18 protein-coding genes are annotated in these 18,915 nt (G+C 69.5%); 5 read left to right on the top strand and 13 right to left on the bottom strand.

From position 1 onward, the window contains the following. Positions 1-41 precede the first annotated feature (41 nt). Genes ACIBGM_RS42580 through ACIBGM_RS42545 form a run of 8 tightly spaced genes read right to left on the bottom strand, consistent with a single transcriptional unit; the run spans position 42 to position 9,070 of the window. Positions 42-1,085 (bottom strand): mandelate racemase/muconate lactonizing enzyme family protein, encoded by a 1,044-nt coding sequence (locus ACIBGM_RS42580; protein ID WP_360520046.1) that lies wholly within the window; start codon positions 1,083-1,085, stop codon positions 42-44. A 2-nt stretch (positions 1,086-1,087) separates the two neighbouring features. Next, the gene (locus ACIBGM_RS42575) at positions 1,088-2,377 is read right to left on the bottom strand and encodes an ABC transporter substrate-binding protein (RefSeq protein WP_396388793.1); all 1,290 of its coding nucleotides are present in this window, start codon (positions 2,375-2,377) and stop codon (positions 1,088-1,090) included. Positions 2,378-2,431: 54 nt separating this feature from the next. Continuing rightward, positions 2,432-3,514 (bottom strand): mandelate racemase/muconate lactonizing enzyme family protein, encoded by a 1,083-nt coding sequence (locus tag ACIBGM_RS42570; RefSeq protein ID WP_360520042.1) that lies wholly within the window; start codon positions 3,512-3,514, stop codon positions 2,432-2,434. Positions 3,515-3,516: 2 nt separating this feature from the next. Continuing rightward, complete coding sequence (locus tag ACIBGM_RS42565; protein ID WP_360520040.1) at positions 3,517-4,368, bottom strand: carbohydrate ABC transporter permease; 852 nt, start codon at positions 4,366-4,368, stop codon at positions 3,517-3,519. Further along, positions 4,358-5,311 (bottom strand): sugar ABC transporter permease, encoded by a 954-nt coding sequence (locus tag ACIBGM_RS42560; protein WP_360520038.1) that lies wholly within the window; start codon positions 5,309-5,311, stop codon positions 4,358-4,360. The genes ACIBGM_RS42565 and ACIBGM_RS42560 overlap by 11 nt, the downstream gene beginning before the upstream one ends. A gap of 4 nt (positions 5,312-5,315) precedes the next feature. Further along, positions 5,316-6,743, bottom strand: coding sequence for an NAD-dependent succinate-semialdehyde dehydrogenase (locus ACIBGM_RS42555; protein WP_360520036.1), 1,428 nt, complete (start codon positions 6,741-6,743; stop codon positions 5,316-5,318). Between the two features lie 22 nt (positions 6,744-6,765). Next, entirely contained in the window at positions 6,766-8,025 is a 1,260-nt protein-coding gene (locus ACIBGM_RS42550) for an iron-containing alcohol dehydrogenase (protein ID WP_360520034.1), read from the bottom strand. A gap of 31 nt (positions 8,026-8,056) precedes the next feature. Then, on the bottom strand, positions 8,057-9,070 hold the full coding sequence (locus ACIBGM_RS42545) for an Ldh family oxidoreductase (protein WP_360520032.1): 1,014 nt from the start codon (positions 9,068-9,070) through the stop codon (positions 8,057-8,059). 137 nt (positions 9,071-9,207) lie between these two features. Here ACIBGM_RS42545 and ACIBGM_RS42540 point away from each other — a divergent pair, with 137 nt between their 5' ends. Beyond that, a complete protein-coding gene (locus tag ACIBGM_RS42540; RefSeq protein WP_396388792.1) occupies positions 9,208-9,891 on the top strand; it encodes a GntR family transcriptional regulator in 684 nt (227 codons plus the stop codon). Here ACIBGM_RS42540 and ACIBGM_RS42535 read toward each other — a convergent pair whose 3' ends face one another. From ACIBGM_RS42535 to ACIBGM_RS42520, 4 genes are read right to left on the bottom strand one after another with little or no spacing between them, the layout of a single operon-like run. After that, positions 9,892-10,662, bottom strand: a complete 771-nt coding sequence (locus tag ACIBGM_RS42535) for an ABC transporter ATP-binding protein (protein WP_360520028.1) — start codon at positions 10,660-10,662, stop codon at positions 9,892-9,894. It lies immediately after the preceding gene. Continuing rightward, positions 10,659-11,390, bottom strand: coding sequence for a cobalt ECF transporter T component CbiQ (gene cbiQ, locus ACIBGM_RS42530; RefSeq protein WP_360520026.1), 732 nt, complete (start codon positions 11,388-11,390; stop codon positions 10,659-10,661). The genes ACIBGM_RS42535 and cbiQ overlap by 4 nt, the downstream gene beginning before the upstream one ends. 23 nt (positions 11,391-11,413) lie before the next feature. Next, a complete protein-coding gene (locus ACIBGM_RS42525; protein ID WP_360520024.1) occupies positions 11,414-12,433 on the bottom strand; it encodes an energy-coupling factor ABC transporter permease in 1,020 nt (339 codons plus the stop codon). 43 nt (positions 12,434-12,476) lie between these two features. Next, positions 12,477-13,835, bottom strand: coding sequence for an NAD(P)/FAD-dependent oxidoreductase (locus ACIBGM_RS42520; RefSeq protein ID WP_360520022.1), 1,359 nt, complete (start codon positions 13,833-13,835; stop codon positions 12,477-12,479). Between the two features lie 112 nt (positions 13,836-13,947). Here ACIBGM_RS42520 and ACIBGM_RS42515 point away from each other — a divergent pair, with 112 nt between their 5' ends. Genes ACIBGM_RS42515 through ACIBGM_RS42500 form a run of 4 tightly spaced genes read left to right on the top strand, consistent with a single transcriptional unit; the run spans position 13,948 to position 18,082 of the window. After that, positions 13,948-15,450, top strand: coding sequence for a substrate-binding domain-containing protein (locus tag ACIBGM_RS42515; RefSeq protein ID WP_360520020.1), 1,503 nt, complete (start codon positions 13,948-13,950; stop codon positions 15,448-15,450). A gap of 9 nt (positions 15,451-15,459) precedes the next feature. Beyond that, positions 15,460-16,215: a metallophosphoesterase gene (locus ACIBGM_RS42510; protein WP_360520018.1), complete on the top strand. Its 756-nt coding sequence runs from the start codon at positions 15,460-15,462 to the stop codon at positions 16,213-16,215. Next, entirely contained in the window at positions 16,215-16,619 is a 405-nt protein-coding gene (tsaA, locus tag ACIBGM_RS42505; protein WP_360520197.1) for a tRNA (N6-threonylcarbamoyladenosine(37)-N6)-methyltransferase TrmO, read from the top strand. Before ACIBGM_RS42510 ends, tsaA begins: the two co-directional genes overlap by 1 nt. 38 nt (positions 16,620-16,657) lie before the next feature. Beyond that, positions 16,658-18,082: an MFS transporter gene (locus tag ACIBGM_RS42500; RefSeq protein WP_396388791.1), complete on the top strand. Its 1,425-nt coding sequence runs from the start codon at positions 16,658-16,660 to the stop codon at positions 18,080-18,082. On the opposite strand, the gene ACIBGM_RS42495 is transcribed toward ACIBGM_RS42500, so the two are convergent. Then, a complete protein-coding gene (locus ACIBGM_RS42495; protein ID WP_396388790.1) occupies positions 18,038-18,775 on the bottom strand; it encodes a class I SAM-dependent methyltransferase in 738 nt (245 codons plus the stop codon). The two genes, ACIBGM_RS42500 and ACIBGM_RS42495, sit on opposite strands and share 45 nt — an antisense overlap. Positions 18,776-18,915 lie beyond the last annotated feature (140 nt).

Below are 18,915 nucleotides of genomic sequence, written 5' to 3'. Positions count from 1 at the left end.
TTCACCGCCAGTTGCCGGACCTGGTAGCCGGTGTTTCCGGCCTAACCCCAGGACGACAGGCCCGGGCCCTGCGGCAGCGGGTAGCAGCCGTCGACGAGCTTCACCCGGCCGTCGGCCGGCAGCAGTCCGCTCTCCACGTAGATGGTGTTCGGCAGCGCGGCCAGCACGTGGATGTGCGCGCCGCCGCCGTGCGAGGCGTACGGAACACCGAACCCGGCCGCCATCAACCCGATCTCCAGGCAGTCGGTGAGCCCACCGGCCCGCCGCAGATCCGGCTGTATGACGCCCACCCCGCCGCGCGCGATCAGGTCCCGGAAGGCGGCCTGGCCGTAGCGGTTCTCGCCGGTGGCGATCGGGATGTCCAGCTTCTCGGCCAGCCGGACGTGCCCATCGGTGTCCGCGGCCGGCAACGGTTCCTCGAACCACCGGCAGTCGAGGTCCTCGTAGACACGGCCACGACGGAGTGCTTCGTCGTACCCGAAGGCTTGGTTGGCATCGACCATCAGCGGCGCGTCCGGGCCGATCACGGCCCGGACCGCCTTGATCCGCTGGACGTCCTCGCTCAACGGGCCGCCGCCGACCTTCATCTTCACGCCGCGGAAGCCCTGCTCCATCGCCTTGGCCGACACCGCCTCCAGACCGGCGACGTCCAGCTCGAGCCAGCCCACCATCGCGTACGTCGGGATGGTCGTGCGCTGGGCGCCGAGCAGCTTCCACACCGGCACGTCCAGCGACCTGCCGAGCAGGTCCCACAGCGCCAGGTCGATCGCCGAGATTCCGTACGACGACAGTCCGGCCGTGCCCTGGTAGTCGGTCAGCACCTGCAACTTCCGCCGGATCCCCCGGATCAGCGTCGGGTCCTCCCCCATGATCTCGGGGGCCAGCTGCTCGGTGACGATCTGGGCCAGCACTGCCGGCGAGCTGGCGACCCGGCCGAAGTACGTGTCGCTGACGCCGCTGATGCCTTCGTCGGTGTCGATCCGCACCCGGGTCCGGCCGTTGCGATCGAGCAACTGGATCGCGTCGCGGACCGCGTGCGCCTTCGGCTCCGACACGACCTCGATGCTGATCTCGGTGATCTTCATCCTCACCCCTTGCCTGCGAGTACGTTCTCGACCTTCTGCTTCACGCTGCCGAGCGCGTCGGCCGCGGACCGCTTGCCGCTCCAGACATCGTCCAGCACCGGGCGGTAGACGGTCCGGGCGCGTTCGATGTACCGGCTGAAGTTCTCGTTCACGGCGTTGTCCAGGGCCTGGGTGACCAGTGCCAGGTTGGCCGGGCCCTTGTCGTCGGGCACGAACAGCGACGAGGAGCTCTTGCTCACCGGCATGAACCCGCGGGACTGGGCCAGCAGCTTCGACGCGTCCGGGCCGGCGCAGTACTTGAGGAAGTCCCAGGCCGCGTCGGGGTCCTTGGACGCCTTCGGGACCGCCAGCACCGTCATCGTGTTCACGGTCTTGCGGGCCACCTTCATCGGCGGCGGGAAGATGTCCCACTTCACCTTCGCGTTGCTGCGCAGGTACGGGATCGCGCTGGTCAGCGCGAGCAGCATCGCGACCTTGCCGGTGCCCAGCTGGGACAGCGCCCAGTTCGGCGTCTGACGGCCGGCGGTCACGGTGGCGAAGTCCGGGTGCACCTTGTGCACGAGGGCCAGGTCCGCGATCCACTGGACCGCCTCCGCGCCCGGTGCCTCGGCCAGGGTGAAGCGGGTGGCGTCCTTGGAGTAGATGCCGTCACTGCCGTTGTTGACCGGCCACACCGTCTCCAGCGAGGTGTCGGGGAAGATCAGCGCGCCCCAGCGTTCGCCGTCCGGCTTGGTCAGCTTCTTCGCGGCCTCCAGGAAGTCGTCCCAGGTCCAGCCGCTCGCGGCCCAGTCCTTCGGCGGCAGCTCGACCTCGGCCTCCTCGAACGCGTCGACGTTGCAGTAGATGACGCCGGGGTTGGTCATGATCGGCCACGCCGCGTGCGCGCCGTCGGACTGCTTCGGGAAGTTGAACGCGACCGGGAAGTAGTCGTCCGGCTTGATCCCGTCCTTCTCCAGGTACGGACGGAGGTCGAGCAGGGACCCTTCGGCGTAGTACCCCGCCACGTAGTCGTCGTTGATCCGGATCGCCGTTGGCGCCGCGCCGGACGAGAGCACGGTGCGCAGCTTGGTGTCGTAGTCGTCACCCGGGACGGACTGGATGTCGAGCGTCTTGCTCGCGCCCTTGGCCCAGTTCTCGGCGACCGTGTAGAGCGGGCTGCCGCTGGTGGTGTCCCAGGTCAGGAAGGAGGCGTTGCCGCCGCCCCCTCCTCCCCCGCTTCCGTTGCCGCCGCAGGCGGACAGCGGCACGCCGGCCGCGAACGCCCCGCCGGCGAGGCCAACGGCTTTGAGCACCGACCTTCGGGAAAGCTGTGATGCCGTCATGGTTGTTCCTGTTCTGTCAGGGGATCAGTTGGTGCGCAGCTTGGCGACCGCGTCCTCGTCGAGCTCGACGCCGAGCCCGGGCAGGTCCCAGGGCGTGATCTCGCCGTTCACCGGGACGAGCGGGTTCTGCCAGATCGGCACGTCGTCGAGGATCGGGTTGTGCTCGATGTTGTACTCCTGCGGGTACACGCAGGACGGGGTGCTGACCCACAGGTGGGCGTGCGCCGAGGTGCCGATGGTCTGCTGGGTGTTGTGCACCGTGATCGGCTTGGTGAAGGTGTCGGCGAGCACCGCGATCTTCTTGAACTCGGTGATCCCGCCGCACTTGATGACGTCGGGCTGCAGGATGTCGACGCGGCCCTGCAGGATCAGGTCGCGGAACTGCCAGATGCTGTACTCCTGTTCGCCGGCTGCGATCGGGATGTCGACCGCGTCGGCGAGCCGTCCGTAGGCCGCGTAGTCGTGGGCGGCCAGCGGCTCCTCGAAATGCCACACGCCGAGGTCCTCCAGCGCGTGCGCGAGTTTGATGGCGGTGTGCTCGTAGTAGGCGTTGTTGACGTCGACCAGGATCGGGAAGTCGTCGCCGACCAGCGCCCGTACGGCGGTCACCGTCGCGATGGTCTGGTCGAAGCCGTCGTCGTGCATCCACGGCGTCGAGGAGTGGATCTTGTAACCGTGGAAGCCCTTCTCCTGGAAGGACTGGGCGCGCTCGGCCTCCTCCTGCGGCGACATGCTGCGCGACATCGAGCTGGCGTAGACCTTGGCGCTCTGCCGGTACTTGCCGCCGAGCAGCTTGTAGACCGGCAGGCCGGCGGCCTTGCCGAGCAGGTCCCACAGCGCGATGTCGATGCCGGCGATCGCGTTCAGCTGGGCGCCGGCCGGGCCGAGCTTGTACGGCTTGGTGTACAGCCGCCGCCACAGTCGCTCCAGGTCGGTGGCCTCCTCGCCGACCAGCAGTGGGGCGAGCGCCTGCTCGACCACGCTGTGGGTGACATGGGCATTCATCGGGCTGACCTCGCCGACGCCGACCAGGCCCTCGTCGGTGTGCACCTTCAGGATGTGCAGCTTGTCGAGCAGGATGATCGATTCGATCCGGGTGATCCGCATGCTTAACCTTTCAGGCCGGACATGGTGATGCCTTGGACGAAGTACTTCTGCGCGAGCAGGAACAGCAGCAGCGGCGGCAGGATCGTCAGCGTCGCGGCCGCCATCATCAGGTTGGTCTGGGTGAAGTACTCGCCCTTGAACAGCGCGAGCGCGATCGGCATCGTCTGCAACCGCGTCGAGTTCAGGAAGATCAGCGGCCCGAACAGGTCGTTCCACGAGCCCATGAAGGTGAGCGCTCCGACCGCGGCCAGGGCCGGTTTCACCTGCGGCAGCATGATCCGCCAGAAGGTGCCGAAGACGGACGCGCCGTCGAGCTTGGCCGCCTCTTCCAGCTCCACCGGGACCCCGCGGAACGCCTGCCGGAGCAGGAATGTGCCGAACACCGGGGTCAGCACGTTCGGGATCCACAGCGGGTAGTGGGTGTCGATCCAGCCCAGCTCCCGGAACAGCATGTACTGCGGGACCAGGTAGACCATGCTCGGGATCATTGCCGTGGACAACAACAGGGCGAAGGCCAGGTTCTTGAAGACGAAGTTCAGCCGGGCGAAGCCGTAGCCGGCCAGCGAGGCGAACAGCAGCAGGAACCCGACGTTCAGCGCGGCGAGCTTGACGCTGTTCAGGAAGAACGGCAGCAGCCCGTCGCCGGCCTGGGAGTAGTTGGCCCACTGGAACGACGACGGGACGAACGTCGGCGGCGACTGCAGGACCTCGTTCTCCGGCTTGAGCGACGCGCTCACCATCCACAGCAGCGGCATCGCGAACACGACCGCGAAGAACAGCAGGACGGCGAAGACCACGACCCGGCGCGGCAGGTGCCGAGGAGCCTTGTTCGGCTGCAGGACTTCAGTTGTCATAGTGCACCCACCGTTTCTCCAGCTTCCACTGGATCGCGGTGACGAGGCCGACGATGACGAACAGCACCCAGCCCATCGCGGAGGCGTAGCCCAGCCGGCCGTGCCCGAAGGCCGCCTCGTAGATGTGGAAGATGAACACCGAGGTGGCGTTGTTCGGCCCACCGGACGTCATCACGTAGATGATCCCGAACACCTGGAACGAGGTGATGAACTGCGTGATGCTGAGGAAGAACAGGCTCGGCGTCAGCAGCGGGACGACCACCGCCCAGAACCTCCGCCAGGCCGACGCGCCGTCCATCGTGGCCGCCTCGAGCAGCGAGCTGTCGATGCTCTGCAGCCCAGCCAGCAGGATCACCATCGGGTAGCCGACGCCCTGCCAGATCGCGACGATGATCACCGCGATCAGCGCGGTCTTGGTGTCGGACAGCCAGGCCGGCCCGTCGATCCCGATCGTCTTCAGCGTCGCGTTGAACAACCCGTTGTCCGGGTCGTAGAGCCAGAACCAGACGAACCCGATCGCGACCACGTTCGTGACCGCCGGCGAGTAGTACAGCGTCCGGAAGACGCCGATGCCCTTCACCTTCTGGTTGCACAGCACCGCCAGGCCGAGCCCGATCAGGATGGTCAGCACGACCACGACCACGGTGAAGATCACCGTGTTGCGCAAGGACGGGTAGAACGTGTCGTCGGCGGTGAACAACTCGCGGTAGTTGCCCAGACCAAGGAACTCCGGCGTGTTCAGCCCGGACCAGTTGGTCAGCGACACCACCAGGGAGGCCGCGACCGGCGCCAACTGGAAGAACAGCACCCCGACGATCACCGGACCGACGAACAGCCAGCCGGCCAGGTTCTGCCGCTTCGGCTTGACCTTGGCCCGCTTGCGGGCGGGCGGCTCCCCCTCGACGTCCGGCGGTTTCAGGGTCTGGAGTACGGCGTTGGCCATCGCCTCACACCTCGATCCCGACGTACTTCTCCTCGAGGAACTCGAGGATGCCTTCGGAGCTGCCCTCGCGGCCCAGGCCGGACTGTTTCGTGCCCCCGAACGGCGCGGCCGGATCGCTCAGCACGCCCCTGTTGACCGCGACCATGCCGGCGTCGATCCGTTGCGCGACCCCGAGAGCCTGCGCCGGGTCGCCGTACACGTAGGCGATCAAGCCGTAGATGGTGTCGTTGGCCATCGTCACCGCGTCCTCGACGTCGGTGTAACCGACGATCGCCACGACCGGGCCGAAGATCTCCGTCCGGTTGATCTCGCTGCCGTGCCGGACGTCGGTCAGCACCGTCGGCGGGTAGAAGGCGCCGGCCGGCGGTGTCCCGCCGCCCAGCGTCAGGGTCGCGCCGTCGGCGACCGCCCGATCGACGAGACCGGCCACCTTGTCGCGCTCCTCCGGCGACACCAGGGCGCCGAGATCGTTCGACCGGTCGACCCCCGGGCCCATCGTGACGGCCTTCATTGCCGCGGTGATCCGGGTGCTGAACTCGTCGACGAGGGACTCGTGGACGTAAAACCGGTTGGCCGCCGTACAGGCCGACCCGCCGTTGCGCATCTTCGCGACCATCGCGCCCTCGATCGCCGCATCCAGGTCCGCACCGGGCAGGACCACGAACGGCGCGTTCCCGCCGAGCTCCATGGACGAGCTGAGCACCTGGTCGGCGGCCTCCCGCAGCAGCAGTCGACCGACTTCCGTCGACCCGGTGAACGACAACTTCCGTACGGCGGGGTGGTGCAGCATCGCGCTCACCGCCGGTCCGGCGGGCGTCGGGGTCACCAGGTTGACGACCCCGGCCGGGACGCCGGCGCGGTGCAGAACGTCGACGACGTAGGCGGCGGTGAGCGGCGTCTGCGTCGCCGGCTTCAGCACCACCGAGCAGCCCGCCGCCAGCGCCGGCGCAATCTTGCGGGTCGCCATCGCCGCCGGGAAGTTCCACGGCGTGATCAGCACCGCCACCCCGACCGGGTCGCGCCGGACGACGATCGTCTTGTCACCCGACGGCGAGAGCCGGAAGTCGCCGCCGATCCGGACCGCCTCCTCGGCGAACCAGCGGAAGAACTCGGCGGCATAGGCGGCCTCTCCGAGCGCGTCGGCGTACGCCTTGCCGTTCTCGGCGACGATCAGGCCGGCGAGCGTGTCGCGCTCGGCGGTCAGCAGCTCGAAACAGGTCCGGAGGATCTCGGAACGCCGACGCGGTGGCGTCGCCGACCAGCCGGCCAGCGCGTCGGCCGCCGCGTCGACAGCGGCCAGGCAGTCTGCCTCGGTGGCCGCGGCGAACCGGGCCAGCTCGGACCCGTCGGCCGGGTCGTTGACGGCGAACCGCCGGCCGTCGGCGGCCGGCCGCCACTGACCGCCGATGAACAGATCGTGCGGAGTGATCATCTGGTGTGCTCCCAACACCTGGTCAGAACGGGTTGCTTCGGTCGCCGGTGAACGCGGCACGGGTGATCTCGTAGAGCGCGCCGGCGTCCAGCGGACGCGGGTTGTTGGCGACCAGCCGGGCCGACTTCAGGCCCAGCTCCGCGACGTAGGACAGCTGGTCCTCGGCCAGTCCGAGCTCCGCGAGCGTCGGCGGGATGCCGATCCGGTCCAGGAGCCGGTCGACGGCCTCGATGCCGGCGAGCGCCTGGGCTTCGGCGTCCCCCGTGGCCGGTACGCCGAAGATCGTGGCGATCTCGCCGAACTCCTGCACCCGCGCGGGTGCGTTGTAGCGCATCACGTACGGCAGGAGTACGCCGACGCCGAGACCGTGCGCGGTGTGGGTCAGAGCGCCGAGCGGGTACTGCAAGGCGTGCGCGGCGGCGGTCCCGGCCACGCCGAGGGCGTAGCCGCCGGCGTTCGCGGCCAGCATCACGTCGGAACGGGCATGCTCGTCGTCCGGATGCTCGAACGCCTCCGGGAGCGCGCGGGCCAGCAGACCGAGTCCCCAGCGCGCGTACGAGTCGCTGATCACGTTCTTGCCGATGAAGACCCGGCCCTCGCCGACCGCCGCCGGCGGCCGCTGGATCGCGGTGAACGACTCGACCAGGTGAGACAGCGCGTCCGCCCCGGCGCTCGCGGTCAGCCCGGGCGGGCAGCTGTAGGTCAGCTCCGGATCGCAGATCGCCACCGACGGGATCAGGTGCGGCGAGGAGATCCCGGCCTTCAGCTCCCGCCGGCTGTCGCTGAGCACGCACACCGGCGTCACCTCGGACCCGGTTCCGCCGGTCGTCGGTACGGCGATGATCGGCAGCACCGGACCGGGTACGGCGTTCTCCCCGTAGTACCGGTCGATCGGACCGCCGTGGCTGAGCAGCAGCGCGACGGCCTTGGCCAGGTCGAGGCAGCTGCCGCCGCCGATCCCGATCACCACGTCGATCCCGGCGTACTCCATCGCGTCGAAGCAGGCGTCGATGTCGGACATCGGCAGCTCGGGCGCGGTGTCCCGCCAGAGCTTCACGGTGATCCCGTGGTCCTCGAGGTCGGTGACCATCGCGGCGAACACGTTCGATTCGGCGAGCCGGCCGTCGGTGCAGACGAGCGCCGTACTCCCGTACTCCGCGGCGTGCCGGCCGAGGAGCGCGCGCTGCCCGGCGCCGAAGACGACCGTGCGCGGTGCTCGCTGAACGCCGAAGCCGGCGGTGGTGATCGCGGGACTCCCGGATGGGCTTGCGGTTGTCGTCATCTGGTCAGTCCTTGTCCGGTCGAGGGGCGGGTCATTCGGCCAGCGCTGCTTCCCGGCGTACGGCGTCGAGCGCGGTCAGCTCACGCCACAGGTCGTCGGCGATCTCGATGCCGTTGGCAACCGACTCCTGCCGGCGGGCCCGGGCGCCGTCGCCGGGCACCGCGACCGGATGGGCCGGATCGGCCGGCCGGCTACCGCGGACCTGGTCGAGGTAGCCCGAGACGGAGTGCCCGCCGCCGCTGAGCAGGATGAACACGTCGCCCTTGTTGCTCAACCGGTCGTCGTCCAGCGTCCCGCCGACCGCCGTTCCGTAGGCGGCACCGGTCAGGAACGTGACCATCGCGCCCAGCCCGAGCCCCAGGCCGTAGCCCTTCGGGCCGCCGAACGGCGCGATGGACCCGGACTTGGCCGCGACCGGATCAACAGTCGGATGGCCGGCCGCGTCCAGCGCCCAGCCGGCTTCCAGCGGCACACCGCGCAGCGCGTGGTCGTGGACCTTGCCCATCGAGATCTGCGAGGTCGCCATGTCGAGCACCAGCGGGTGCGGCTGGGCCGGGACGCCGAGTGCGAGCGGATTCGTGCCGAGCATGGCCTCGGTGCCGCCCCATGGGTGCACCAGCGCCTCGCTCGTCGTCACGCCGAGGCAGACCAGGCCGCGTTCGGCCATCCGGCCGGCGTAGTAGCCGAGCATGCCGAGGTGGTTGTTGTTCGTGATCGAGCAGACGGCGACGCCGTGCCGCTCGGCAGCCGGGACGATCGCTTCGAGGGCGTGGAGCGCGACCACCGGACCGAGCCCCTGCTCGCCGTCGACGGACAGGTAGCACGGGCTGAGCCAGTCGTGCTTGCCGGTGTTCGTGGGGCTTGCGGTGCCGTTGGCCAGCCGGCGCAGGATCCTCGGCAGCCGGAGCAGGCCGTGCGAGGGCACGCCCTTCGCCTCGGCGACGAGGAGCAGCTCGGCCTGCCGGACGGCCGCCGGGCCGGGCACGCCCGCGGTGATCAGGAGTCGTTCGGCCAGTGACTGTGCGGTTGCGAGGTCAGTGTGCACGTCGGCCATCCCAGGGGTGGAGGCGATGAATTCGTATACATCGGGGCGGTTCCTGGGAGGCTAGATCAGATCGGATACGATTTGCAATGGTTGGTGTATACGAATTCACAGATTCGATCGCGATCCGAGGGAAGCCCATGAGCGAGCGTGCCATCGAGCGTGTGTCCGACCGTCCCGGCCGGGCGCGGATGAGTGACGTCGTCTACGAGCAGTTGCAGACGCTCCTGCTGGACGGCGCGATCCAGCCCGGCGAGCGGATCCGGGTGGACGTCATCAGCCGCCAGCTCGGCGTCTCCCAGACCCCGGTCCGCGAATCGCTGAACCGGCTCGAGGCCGAGGACCTGGTCACCAAGACACATCTGATCGGATATTCCGCCAGCCCCAAGCTGACCCCGGAACGGTTCGAGGATCTGTTCGAGGCCCGGTTCCTGATCGAGCCGTACTGCTCGGGCCTGGCCGCCGGCCGGCACCAGCGGGTCGAGATCGAGCGGATCGCCGGGATCGCCGCCGAGATGCGGGCCCGCTACCAGGCCGGGGCGATGTCGTACGGCGCCTTCGCCCGCAAGGACGCCGAGTTCCACGAGGCCATCATCGGTGCGACCGGGAACAGCTACTTCGCGGAGATCTTCGCCAAGCTGCACTGCCACCTGCAGCTGTTCCGGCTGCTGCGCGACTCCCAGGTGACCGAGAAGGCGCTCGACGAGCACGACCTGCTCGTCACCGCGATCCGGCGCCGTGACACCGAGGCGGCCGACGCCGCCATGCACGCGCACCTGACCGCGTCCCGCGGCCGGTTGCGCTCTGCCTTCGAAGAGGCCTGATCAGCGCTCCGGGCCGGGGACGGACAGCGGGTCGAAGCCGTAGGGAAGCTCCAGGCGGTGCGCTCGCATCAGCTCGGCGTCGCCGAGCAGGTCCCGGGTCTTGCCGTCGGCCACGATCCGGCCGCCGTCCATCAGCAGGCTGCGCTCGCACAGCTGCAGCGCGTACGGCAGGTCGTGCGTGATCATCAGCAGCGTCACGTCGAGCCCGGCCAGGATGTCGGACAGCTCCCGCCGGGCGGCCGGGTCCAGGTTGCTCGACGGCTCGTCGAGCACGAGCACCTCCGGGCGCATCGCGAGTACCGTCGCGACCGCAACCCGGCGACGCTGGCCGAAAGACAGGTGATGCGGCGCCAGGTCCGCGTGGTCCTGCATCCCGACCTGGACCAACGCCTCGTGCACCCGGTCGTCGAGTTCGGACCCGCGCAGGCCGAGGTTCGCCGGCCCGAACGCGACGTCGTCCCGGACGGTCGGCATGAACAACTGGTCGTCGGGATCCTGGAACACCAGCCCGACCTTCCGCCGTACCTCGGGAAGGTGCTCGCGGTGCAGGCCGGTGCCGCCGATCTGGATCCGTCCGCTCCCGGTCCCGCCGGCCACCGAGCCGAGGATGCCGTTGAGATGCAGCACGAGGGTCGTCTTGCCGGCGCCGTTCGGCCCGAGCAGCGCGACCCGCTCCCCCGGCTGCACGGTGAAGTCGACGCCGAACAGCGCCTGCCTCCCGTCGGGGTAGGCGAAGACGAGACGCTCGACCTGTATCGCGGGACCGCTCACAAGCCACTCACCCTAACCGCCACCGCGACGAGTACGGCGGCCAGGGAGATCGTCAGCCCCTCGAGCCACTGCGCCGAGGTGGCACCCTGGTCGCTCAACGTCGGCATCCGCCCGGTGTAGCCGCGCGAGCGCATCGCCAGGTGGACTCGCTCGCCGCGCTCGAAGCTGCGGACGAACAATGCGCCCACTCCCCCGGCGACCGCCTTCAGATGACCGGCCCGGCCGCCGGTGTACCCACGTGACTCCCGGGCTATCCGCATCCGCTGCAGGTCGTCGGACACGACGCTCAGGTAGCGGATCATGAACGACAAGATCGCCACCAGCGTCGACGGCAGCCGCAACCGTTCGAGCCCGGCCAGCAGGTCCCGCGGCGCGGTCGTCGCCGACAACAGGATCGCCGCGACCACCCCGAGCGTGCCCTTCGCCAAGACATTCCAGGCCCCGAGTACGCCGGACTGCGACAACTCCAGCCCGAGTACGTCGATCTGCGGCCCGGTCGCCACGAACGGCAGCACCAGCGCGAACACGATGAACGGCGTCTCCACGGCCAGCCGGCGAGACACCACCAGCCCAGGCAGTCTCGCGACGAACACGGCGGCCACGAGCATCCCGGCGTACAGACCGAAGGCCCAGAAGGCATGCGCCGGCGTGGAGACGACGGCGAGGACGAAGACGAACAGCGCGACGATCTTCACCTGGGCCGGGATGCGATGCACCCGGCTGTCCACCGCTACGAGAAGACCGTCACCGTTCACGAAGCTCTACTCGACCGCAGGGACGCGAGCTTGGCGATCGCCAGGCCGACGACGATGGTGACCAGGACGCCGATGATGCCGGCCAGCGCGCCGGAGACCTCCGCGTTGCCGATCCCGCTGACGCCGTAGTCGGCCAGCGGGCTGCCCGCGACCGCGGAGTCCTTGGCTGCGCTGTCGAAGCCGAGCTTGGCGCCGACGAACTCCAGTCCGTCCGGGTGCGCGCTCGCGAACAGGCTCAGACCACCGGCCACGAGCAGCGTCACCGCGACGCCGACCCCGAGCGTCCGCCCGGCCGGCTTGGCCGCGACCGGCTTGTCCGGCGACACCGTGGACGTGTTGCCGTCGGCGTCGACAAGCACGAGGTCCTTCTGCAGGTGGCGAGCGGCGTACACCAGGTCCGGCCGGGTCGCGACGACTGCACTCAGAACCGCAGCCGTGATGACCGCCTCGCCGATCCCGACCAGAATGTGCCAGCCGACCATCGCGGTCGCGAGCTTCCCGAGCGGAATGTCGACCGCGCCGCCGATCGCGTACAGCCCGGTGAACGCGAGCGCGGCCACCGGGACCGACACGAGCGCGCCGACGGTCGCCGCCGGCACGACGCTGCCGACCTTCCGCGGCAGTACCCGCAGCACCGCGCGGGTCAGGAAGTAGCCGACCAGCACGGTGATGATGCCCATCAGCGTGATGTTGGTGCCGAGCGCGGTCAGGCCGCCGTCGGCGAACAGCAACCCCTGGACCAGCAGCACCGTCGACATCACGAGTACGGCGCTCCACGGCCCGACCAACGCGGCCGCCAGCGCGCCACCCAGCAGGTGCCCGCTGGTCCCGGCGCCGACCGGGAAGTTCACCATCTGCACCGCGAACACGAACGCCGCGGTCAGCCCGGCCAGCGCCGGGCCGGCCTCGCGGATCTCCCGGTTGGCCCGTTGCAGGCTGAAGCCGACGGCGCCGGCGGCGATCAGGCCGGTCGCGATCGAGGTCGGTGCGTCGAAGAAGCCATCAGGAACGTGCACCCCGACATTGTTGATCTATTTGCGACCCGATCGCAACAACGTCTCACAAAGTCTTCAGCGCGTCCCCGATCGCGCGGTGGAATGTCGGGTATGCGTAGATCATCTGTTGCAGAGTGTGAACGGGAACCGCCGCATGGACCGCGACCGCGAGGGCGCCGAGCACCTCGCCGCCGGTCGGTCCGGCGCTGGTCGCACCGACCAGCACCCCGCGCCCGTTGTCGACGACCAGCTTGATGAAGCCGTCGTTGCCCGGCTTGTGGATGAAACCCCGCGACGAGTACGGCAGCTGAGACGACCCGATCTTCACGTCGAGGCCGGCGTCGCGCGCCTGCTTCTCGGTCATCCCGACCGCGCCGATCTCCGGGTCGGTGAAGGTCACCCGCGGCATCGCGTGGTAGCTCGCCACCGGCGCGCCCTTGCTGCCGAGGATGTCGTGCACCGCGATGTTGGCCTGGTACATCGCGTTGTGGGTGAACGCGCCGACGCCGGTCACGTCGCCGACCGCCCAGACGCCGTCGCCGGCCCGGACGTGCTCGTCCACCTCGACCCGCCGGACGCCGGGATCGATGCCGACCTGGTCGAGGCCGAGGCCCTTCACGTCCACCCGGCGGCCCGTTGCCACGAGCAACTTCTCGCCGGTGACCGTGGTGCCGTCGTCCAGGGTGACGGTGAAGCCGTCGCCGTCGTGGGAGATCTGCTTGGCCGGCGTGCCGGTGTGGAAGGTGACGCCGTCGCGCTCGAGCACTTCCCGGGCCAGGTCACTCGACTCGGGCTCCTCCATCGCGAGCACCCGGTCGGCCGCCTCGACGACCTTCACCTCGACGCCGAACCGGGCGAACACCTGGGTGAGCTCGAGCCCGATCGCGCCGCCGCCGAGCACCACGATCGAGGCCGGCAGCGTGTCCGCCTCGATGGCCTCGTGGTTCGTCCAGAACGGGGTGCCGGCCAGGCCGTCGATCGGCGGGACCACCGGGACCGTGCCGGTCGCGATGACGATGCCGCGGGACGCCTCGAACTCCCGGTCGCCCGCCTTCACCGTGCGCGGGCCGGTGATGGTGCCGCGCTCGCGCAGGAACGTGACGCCCTTCTTCACCAGCCGGTCGACCGCGACCTGGTCGTTCCAGGTGTCGGTGGCCTCCTCGCGGATCCGCTTCGCGACCGGAGCCCAGTCGGGCTGCACGGTCGCCGTACCGGCCATGCCGTCGACGCGGCGGGTCTCGGCGAGCAGGTTCGCGGACCGGATCATCATCTTGCTCGGGATGCAGCCCCAGTACGGGCACTCCCCGCCGACCAGCCGTGGGTCGAGACCGACCACGTTCAGCCCTGCTTCCGCCAGCCGGCCGGAGGCCTCCTCGCCGCCGACGCCGAGTCCGATCACGACCACATCCACCTGTTCAGCCATGCCGCCCAATCTCGCAGACAGTCCGGTCCCGGCCAAGGTCAGCCCCGGCGCGTCATCGTGCGGTAAGCATCCGTTCACCGCGGGTGGATAGCGTTTTCGGCGGGAGGGAACGTTGGATTTCTCGGGTCTCGGCGACATCAATCTCGAAACGATCATCGCCGCCATCGCTTTGATCGGTACGGCGGTCGCCTGGCTGGTGGACCGCTACGTCCTGCGGCGCAAACGGCTCGTCTACCGGGTGCAGGTGGACGCCCCGATCGGGGTCTACCCGAGCACCGACAAGGCCCACCGGATGGTCGACGTCGAGGTCCGCCACCAGGGTGCGGTGGTGGAGAACCCGAGCATCGTGCTGCTCCGGCTGGACAACGCCGGCGGGATGGACATCGATCCGCACGACATGCACGAGAAGGTGTCGTTCGCGTTCCCGGACCGCAAGATCGTCGGGCTGAAGGTCACCGAGTCCAAGCCGAAGTCGCTCGGCGAGATGCTGCAGCGCCGGATCGTCCCGGCGAACTACGTCGACACCAGCAAGCTGGTCGTCCCGCGGATCGCGATCAACCGCGGCGACCACTTCAAGTTCCTGCTGGTGCTGTCCGGCACCGGCAAGGGCGTGACGCACTCCGGCTACCTGGCCGGCGGCTCGACCGGTGGCGGCGTCTACCACGAACCCCGGCCGCGCGGGCCGGGTCGCCGTACGTTGCTGTTCGGCGCGATGTCGCTGCTGCTCGTCGGCGCGCTGGTCGCGTTGTTCGTGGTCGACGTCCTGCAGCCGCCGGACAACTGCGCCTCCGGGCAGGTGCGGATCATCGGGTCGACCGCGGTCGAGTCGACCATGCGCGAGGTCCGTACGGCGTACGCGGCCGACTGCACCGACGCCGACATCACGATCGCGGCCAACGGCAGCCGCAGCGGCATCCGCACCCTCGAGGAGACCGGGACGCAGGACGCGGGCGCGGCCGGCAAGCTGATCGCGATGTCCGACGGTACGGCGGAGGACGCGCCGGACCTGTGGGGCGAGCCGGTCGCGGTCGTGGTCTTCGCGGTCGCGGTCAACAGGTCGGCGGACGTGACCGGGCTGACGACCGCGCAGCTTCAAGACGTCTACAGCGGACGGGTGACGAACTGGAAGCAGCTCGGCGGGCGCGACCTGCCGATCCGGATGGTCAGCCGGGTCGGGCCGGACTCCGGTTCGCGGCGGGTGTTCCGGGACAAGGTGCTCGACGGCGACCAGGAGCTCGGGATCTCCTCCGACGACTGCCGCCGCGACGACCCGGCGGCCAAGTTCCACCGTTGCGAGGTCGGCACGACGGAGGAGCTGCTGACCCGGGTGAACGAGATCGACGGCGCGATCGGGTACGCCGAGCTCGGCGGGACCCGGAAGTACCCGGAGATCGCGGTCGCCTCGATCGACGCCGTCGTACCGGATGCGGCGAAGGTGGCGGACGGGACGTACAAGTTCTGGGAAGTCGAGCACGCCTACACCTACAAGACGCCGGCGGCCGACTCGCTCACCGCGGCCTTCCTCGAGTACCTGCGCTCGCCACAGGTGCGGCCGGTGCTGGCGCGGGGTGGGCTCGTCCCGTGCAACGACCTTCCGGGCGGCTTCTGCGGTTAGTGTTTCCGCATGTACGTGATCGCGCACTTGAGTGATCCGCATCTCGACGGCTCCGAGGAGGCGCTGTCCCGGCTGCGCCGGATCACGTCGTACCTGGGCGAGTTCAGCCGGCCGGTGGACGTCGTACTGGTCACCGGGGATCTCGCGGACCACGGGCTGGAGTCCGAGTACGCCGAGCTCGCGGCGGAGCTGCAGTCCGAGATCCCGACGCTGGTGCTGCCCGGCAACCACGACGTGAGTGCACCGCTGCGGACTGGGCTGAAGGCGTACGTCGATATCTCGGGCGACGGGCACCCGGTCCACCAGGTGCGGGAGGTCGGCGCGGCGCGGTTCGTGCTGGTCGACAGCACGGTGCCGGGCGCGGACCACGGCCTGCTGTCGGAGGAGTCGCTGGCTTGGTTGGACGGCGTACTGCGTGAGCCCTTCGACGGACCGGTGTTCGTGGCCTTCCACCATCCGCCGCTGGAGCTGCATCATCCGGTGATGGACCAGTGGATGCTGCAGTCCCGGGAGACGTTCGAGGCGGTGCTGCGAGGCAAGGCCATCACCGCGTTGCTCACCGGCCACGTGCACAACGCGATCGTCACCACCTTCGCCGGTCATCCCGTTCTCGGCGCCCCGGGCATCCGCTCGACGGTGCCACTCCCCTTCGAACCGCCGGCTCCGGACGGCCGCGTCGTCGACACCCGAGCCCATCCCGGCCTGGCCTTGCACGTGCATGTCCCGGGCGAGCCGCTGCAGACCGTGTACAGGTACCCGGCGTGATGTTCGTACTCAAACCAGTTGGTCGAGTCGAGTCGGTGCTCCGGACTCGCGACGAAGCCCCGCGTCAGCCGGACGAAGGCGCGCCCAGCGCGTGGCTGGTGTTCGACGAGTCCGTCCGGGACGCGCTGCGCGACCTGGCCGTCGGCGACGAGATCATCGTCATCACCTGGTTCGACCGGGCCGATCGGGACGTGCTCGCGGTACATCCGCGCAGCGACGACACCCGTCCGCAGACCGGCGTCTTCAGCACCCGCTCCCCCGACCGGCCGAACCCGCTCGGCCTGCACCAGGTCACCATCGTCGCGACCGACGGCCTGCGCCTGCAGGTCGACCGGCTCGAAGCCCTCGACGGCACGCCCGTCGTCGACGTGAAACCGGTGCTGCGCGAGGTCTCCGAACGGTAGTTGACCTCAAGTTTTGTTGAGGTTCGAGACTGTCGGGCGTGACATCAACCAAGGATGAGGTTTGCCGCGCCGGCCGGCGCGAGTGGATGGGGTTGGCGGTGCTTGCACTGCCCGCGCTGCTCGCCTCGCTCGAGCTGACCGTGACCCATTTGGCACTGCCGTCGATCGCAGCCGATCTGCGGCCGAGTGGCTCCGAACTGCTGTGGATCGTGGACATCTACGCGTTCCTGCTGGCCGGCTCGCTGGTCACGATGGGCGCGTGGGGCGACCGCATCGGACGCCGCCGGCTGCTGCTCGGCGGTGCAGCCGTGTACGGCGTCGCGTCGGTGCTGGCGGCGTACTCGGTCAGTCCCGCGATGCTGATCGGCACGCGTGCCTTGATGGGGATCGCGGGGTCGACGCTGATGCCGTCGGTCGTCTCGCTGGTCGCATCGATGTTCAAGGACGCCCGGCAACGCGGGTTCGCGATCGGCATCGTCGTCGCGAGCGTGTCCGGCGGTACGGCGATCGGCCCGCTGGTCGGAGGCTGGTTGCTCGACAACTTCTGGTGGGGCTCGGTGTTCCTGGTCGGCGTACCGGTGATGGCGGCCTTGCTGGTCGTCGGACCGCGGTTGCTGCCCGAATACAAGGCACCGGGTGGCAAGCGGCTCGATCTGTCGAGTGCGGTGCTGTCGATGGCCGCTGTGCTGCCGATGGTCTACGGCCTGAAGCACATCGCGGCGGACGGGTTCGCCTGGCGGTGGGTCGCGGTGATCGCGGCCGGCGTCGTGCTCGGCGGGGTGTTCGTCCGGCGGCAGCGGCGGCTGGACGATCCGATGCTCGACCTCGGCCTGTTCACCAGCCGCGCGTTCAGCGCGTCGGCGATCGCTCTGGCGCTGGCGATCTTCGTGCTCTGGGGCGTCAACTACGCGATCGCCCAGCTCCTCCAGCTCGCCCACGGACTCGACCCGCTCGAGGCGGGCCTGTGGACGGCGCCATCCGCGGCCGGAACCATCGCCGGCTCGCTGCTCGCGCCACGCCTGGCCAACCGCTTCAGCCCCGGCCGGGTGATCGCCACGGGCCTCCTGCTCGCCGTCGCCGGTTTCGTCGTCCTCACCCAGGTCGGCCCGCTCGGCGTCCTCGTCACCGGCTCGATCATCATCTCGGCCGGCCTCGCCCCCACCATGGCGCTGGCCACGAACCTCATGATCGGCGCCTCCCCCGAAGAACGGGCCGGCGGCGCGGCCGCGATCTCATCCACCGCACCCCAGCTCGGCGGCGCCCTCGGCATCGCCCTCCTCGGCAGCCTGATCACCGCCGTCTACCGCAATCAGCTCGGCCACGAAGCCGAGCTGACCCGAGAAGCCCTGACCTCCCCCACCGCCCGCGAAGCCTTCACCACCGGCTTCCACGTGTCGGCGACTGTCAGCGCCGTACTCCTACTCCTCACCGCCGTCGGCGCGGCGAGGTTCCTGCGGCGCTGACAGCCGGCCGCGGATGTACAGGAGTTGGGCGACCTCGCGCCAGATCGGGGTGTCCTGGGGTGGTTCGCGGAGCTGGTCGATGGTGAAGCCGGCTGCGGTGAGCGTGTTGACGTAGGTGCTGAGGGTTCGGTGGTAGGCGCCGACCGGCAGCGCGTTGCGATGGGCGCCGGGGCCGTCCCAGTAGCCCTCGACGTAGTACTTGCCGATCGTTCGGCGGACGCTCTGGTCGACGTGGTCGACGAGCTCGCCGGCGGCCGGGGTCTTGAAGCACGGGTGGGTGATCGACACGACGAACCAACCGCCTGGGCGGAGGACGCGCGCCATGGAGTGCAGCGCGCGGTCCAGGTCCGGGATGTCCATCAGCGCCATGTAGCAGACGACGCCGTCGAAGGAGTCGGTCGCGACGCCGTCCAGGGTGTGCGCGTCGCCCTGCTGGTACGTGATGCCCAGCGGCGCGGTCTCCTCGTGCGTCCGGGCCTTCTCGAGCAGCTTCTCCGACAGGTCTACCGCGGTGACGGCCGCCCCCTGAGCGGCCAGGTAGCGGGCCTCACGTCCTTGGCCGCAGGCGACGACGCACACCGCCTGACCGGTCACGTCGCCGACCAGTTCGGCGAAGGTCGAATCGTCCAGGGCGGCCCCCGCTCCGACCCACTCGTCGTAGTCGGCGGCCACGTCGTCGTACCTGGGTTTCATGCAGGTCCCACGAACGACCACCACCCGGCGGTTCCCGTTCTGCTGCTAGTGTCGCGGTAACGAAATAGCTTTACCTCGTGGGATCATGGGTTATGGCGTTGACTGTGCCCGTGGATGTTCCGGCCGAGGATCGCAGGGTG

The organism is Kribbella sp. NPDC050470, assembly GCF_044458365.1.
GTDB lineage: Bacteria > Actinomycetota > Actinomycetes > Propionibacteriales > Kribbellaceae > Kribbella.
Note: the sequence above shows the minus strand (reverse complement) of the source record. Positions and strands in the feature narration are given on the sequence as shown.

Bases quoted from the DNA above. Each gene is read 5' to 3' on its own strand.
- tsaA (WP_360520197.1), top strand. From the start codon at position 16,215: ATGTTCGTACTCAAACCAGTTGGTCGAGTCGAGTCGGTGCTCCGGACT.
- ACIBGM_RS42580 (WP_360520046.1), bottom strand. From the start codon at position 1,085: ATGAAGATCACCGAGATCAGCATCGAGGTCGTGTCGGAGCCGAAGGCG.
- ACIBGM_RS42520 (WP_360520022.1), bottom strand. From the start codon at position 13,835: ATGGCTGAACAGGTGGATGTGGTCGTGATCGGACTCGGCGTCGGCGGC.
- ACIBGM_RS42570 (WP_360520042.1), bottom strand. From the start codon at position 3,514: ATGCGGATCACCCGGATCGAATCGATCATCCTGCTCGACAAGCTGCAC.
- ACIBGM_RS42555 (WP_360520036.1), bottom strand. From the start codon at position 6,743: ATGATCACTCCGCACGATCTGTTCATCGGCGGTCAGTGGCGGCCGGCC.
- ACIBGM_RS42510 (WP_360520018.1), top strand. From the start codon at position 15,460: ATGTACGTGATCGCGCACTTGAGTGATCCGCATCTCGACGGCTCCGAG.
- ACIBGM_RS42550 (WP_360520034.1), bottom strand. From the start codon at position 8,025: ATGACGACAACCGCAAGCCCATCCGGGAGTCCCGCGATCACCACCGCC.
- ACIBGM_RS42565 (WP_360520040.1), bottom strand. From the start codon at position 4,368: ATGACAACTGAAGTCCTGCAGCCGAACAAGGCTCCTCGGCACCTGCCG.
- ACIBGM_RS42495 (WP_396388790.1), bottom strand. From the start codon at position 18,775: ATGAAACCCAGGTACGACGACGTGGCCGCCGACTACGACGAGTGGGTC.
- ACIBGM_RS42560 (WP_360520038.1), bottom strand. From the start codon at position 5,311: ATGGCCAACGCCGTACTCCAGACCCTGAAACCGCCGGACGTCGAGGGG.
- ACIBGM_RS42540 (WP_396388792.1), top strand. From the start codon at position 9,208: ATGAGCGAGCGTGCCATCGAGCGTGTGTCCGACCGTCCCGGCCGGGCG.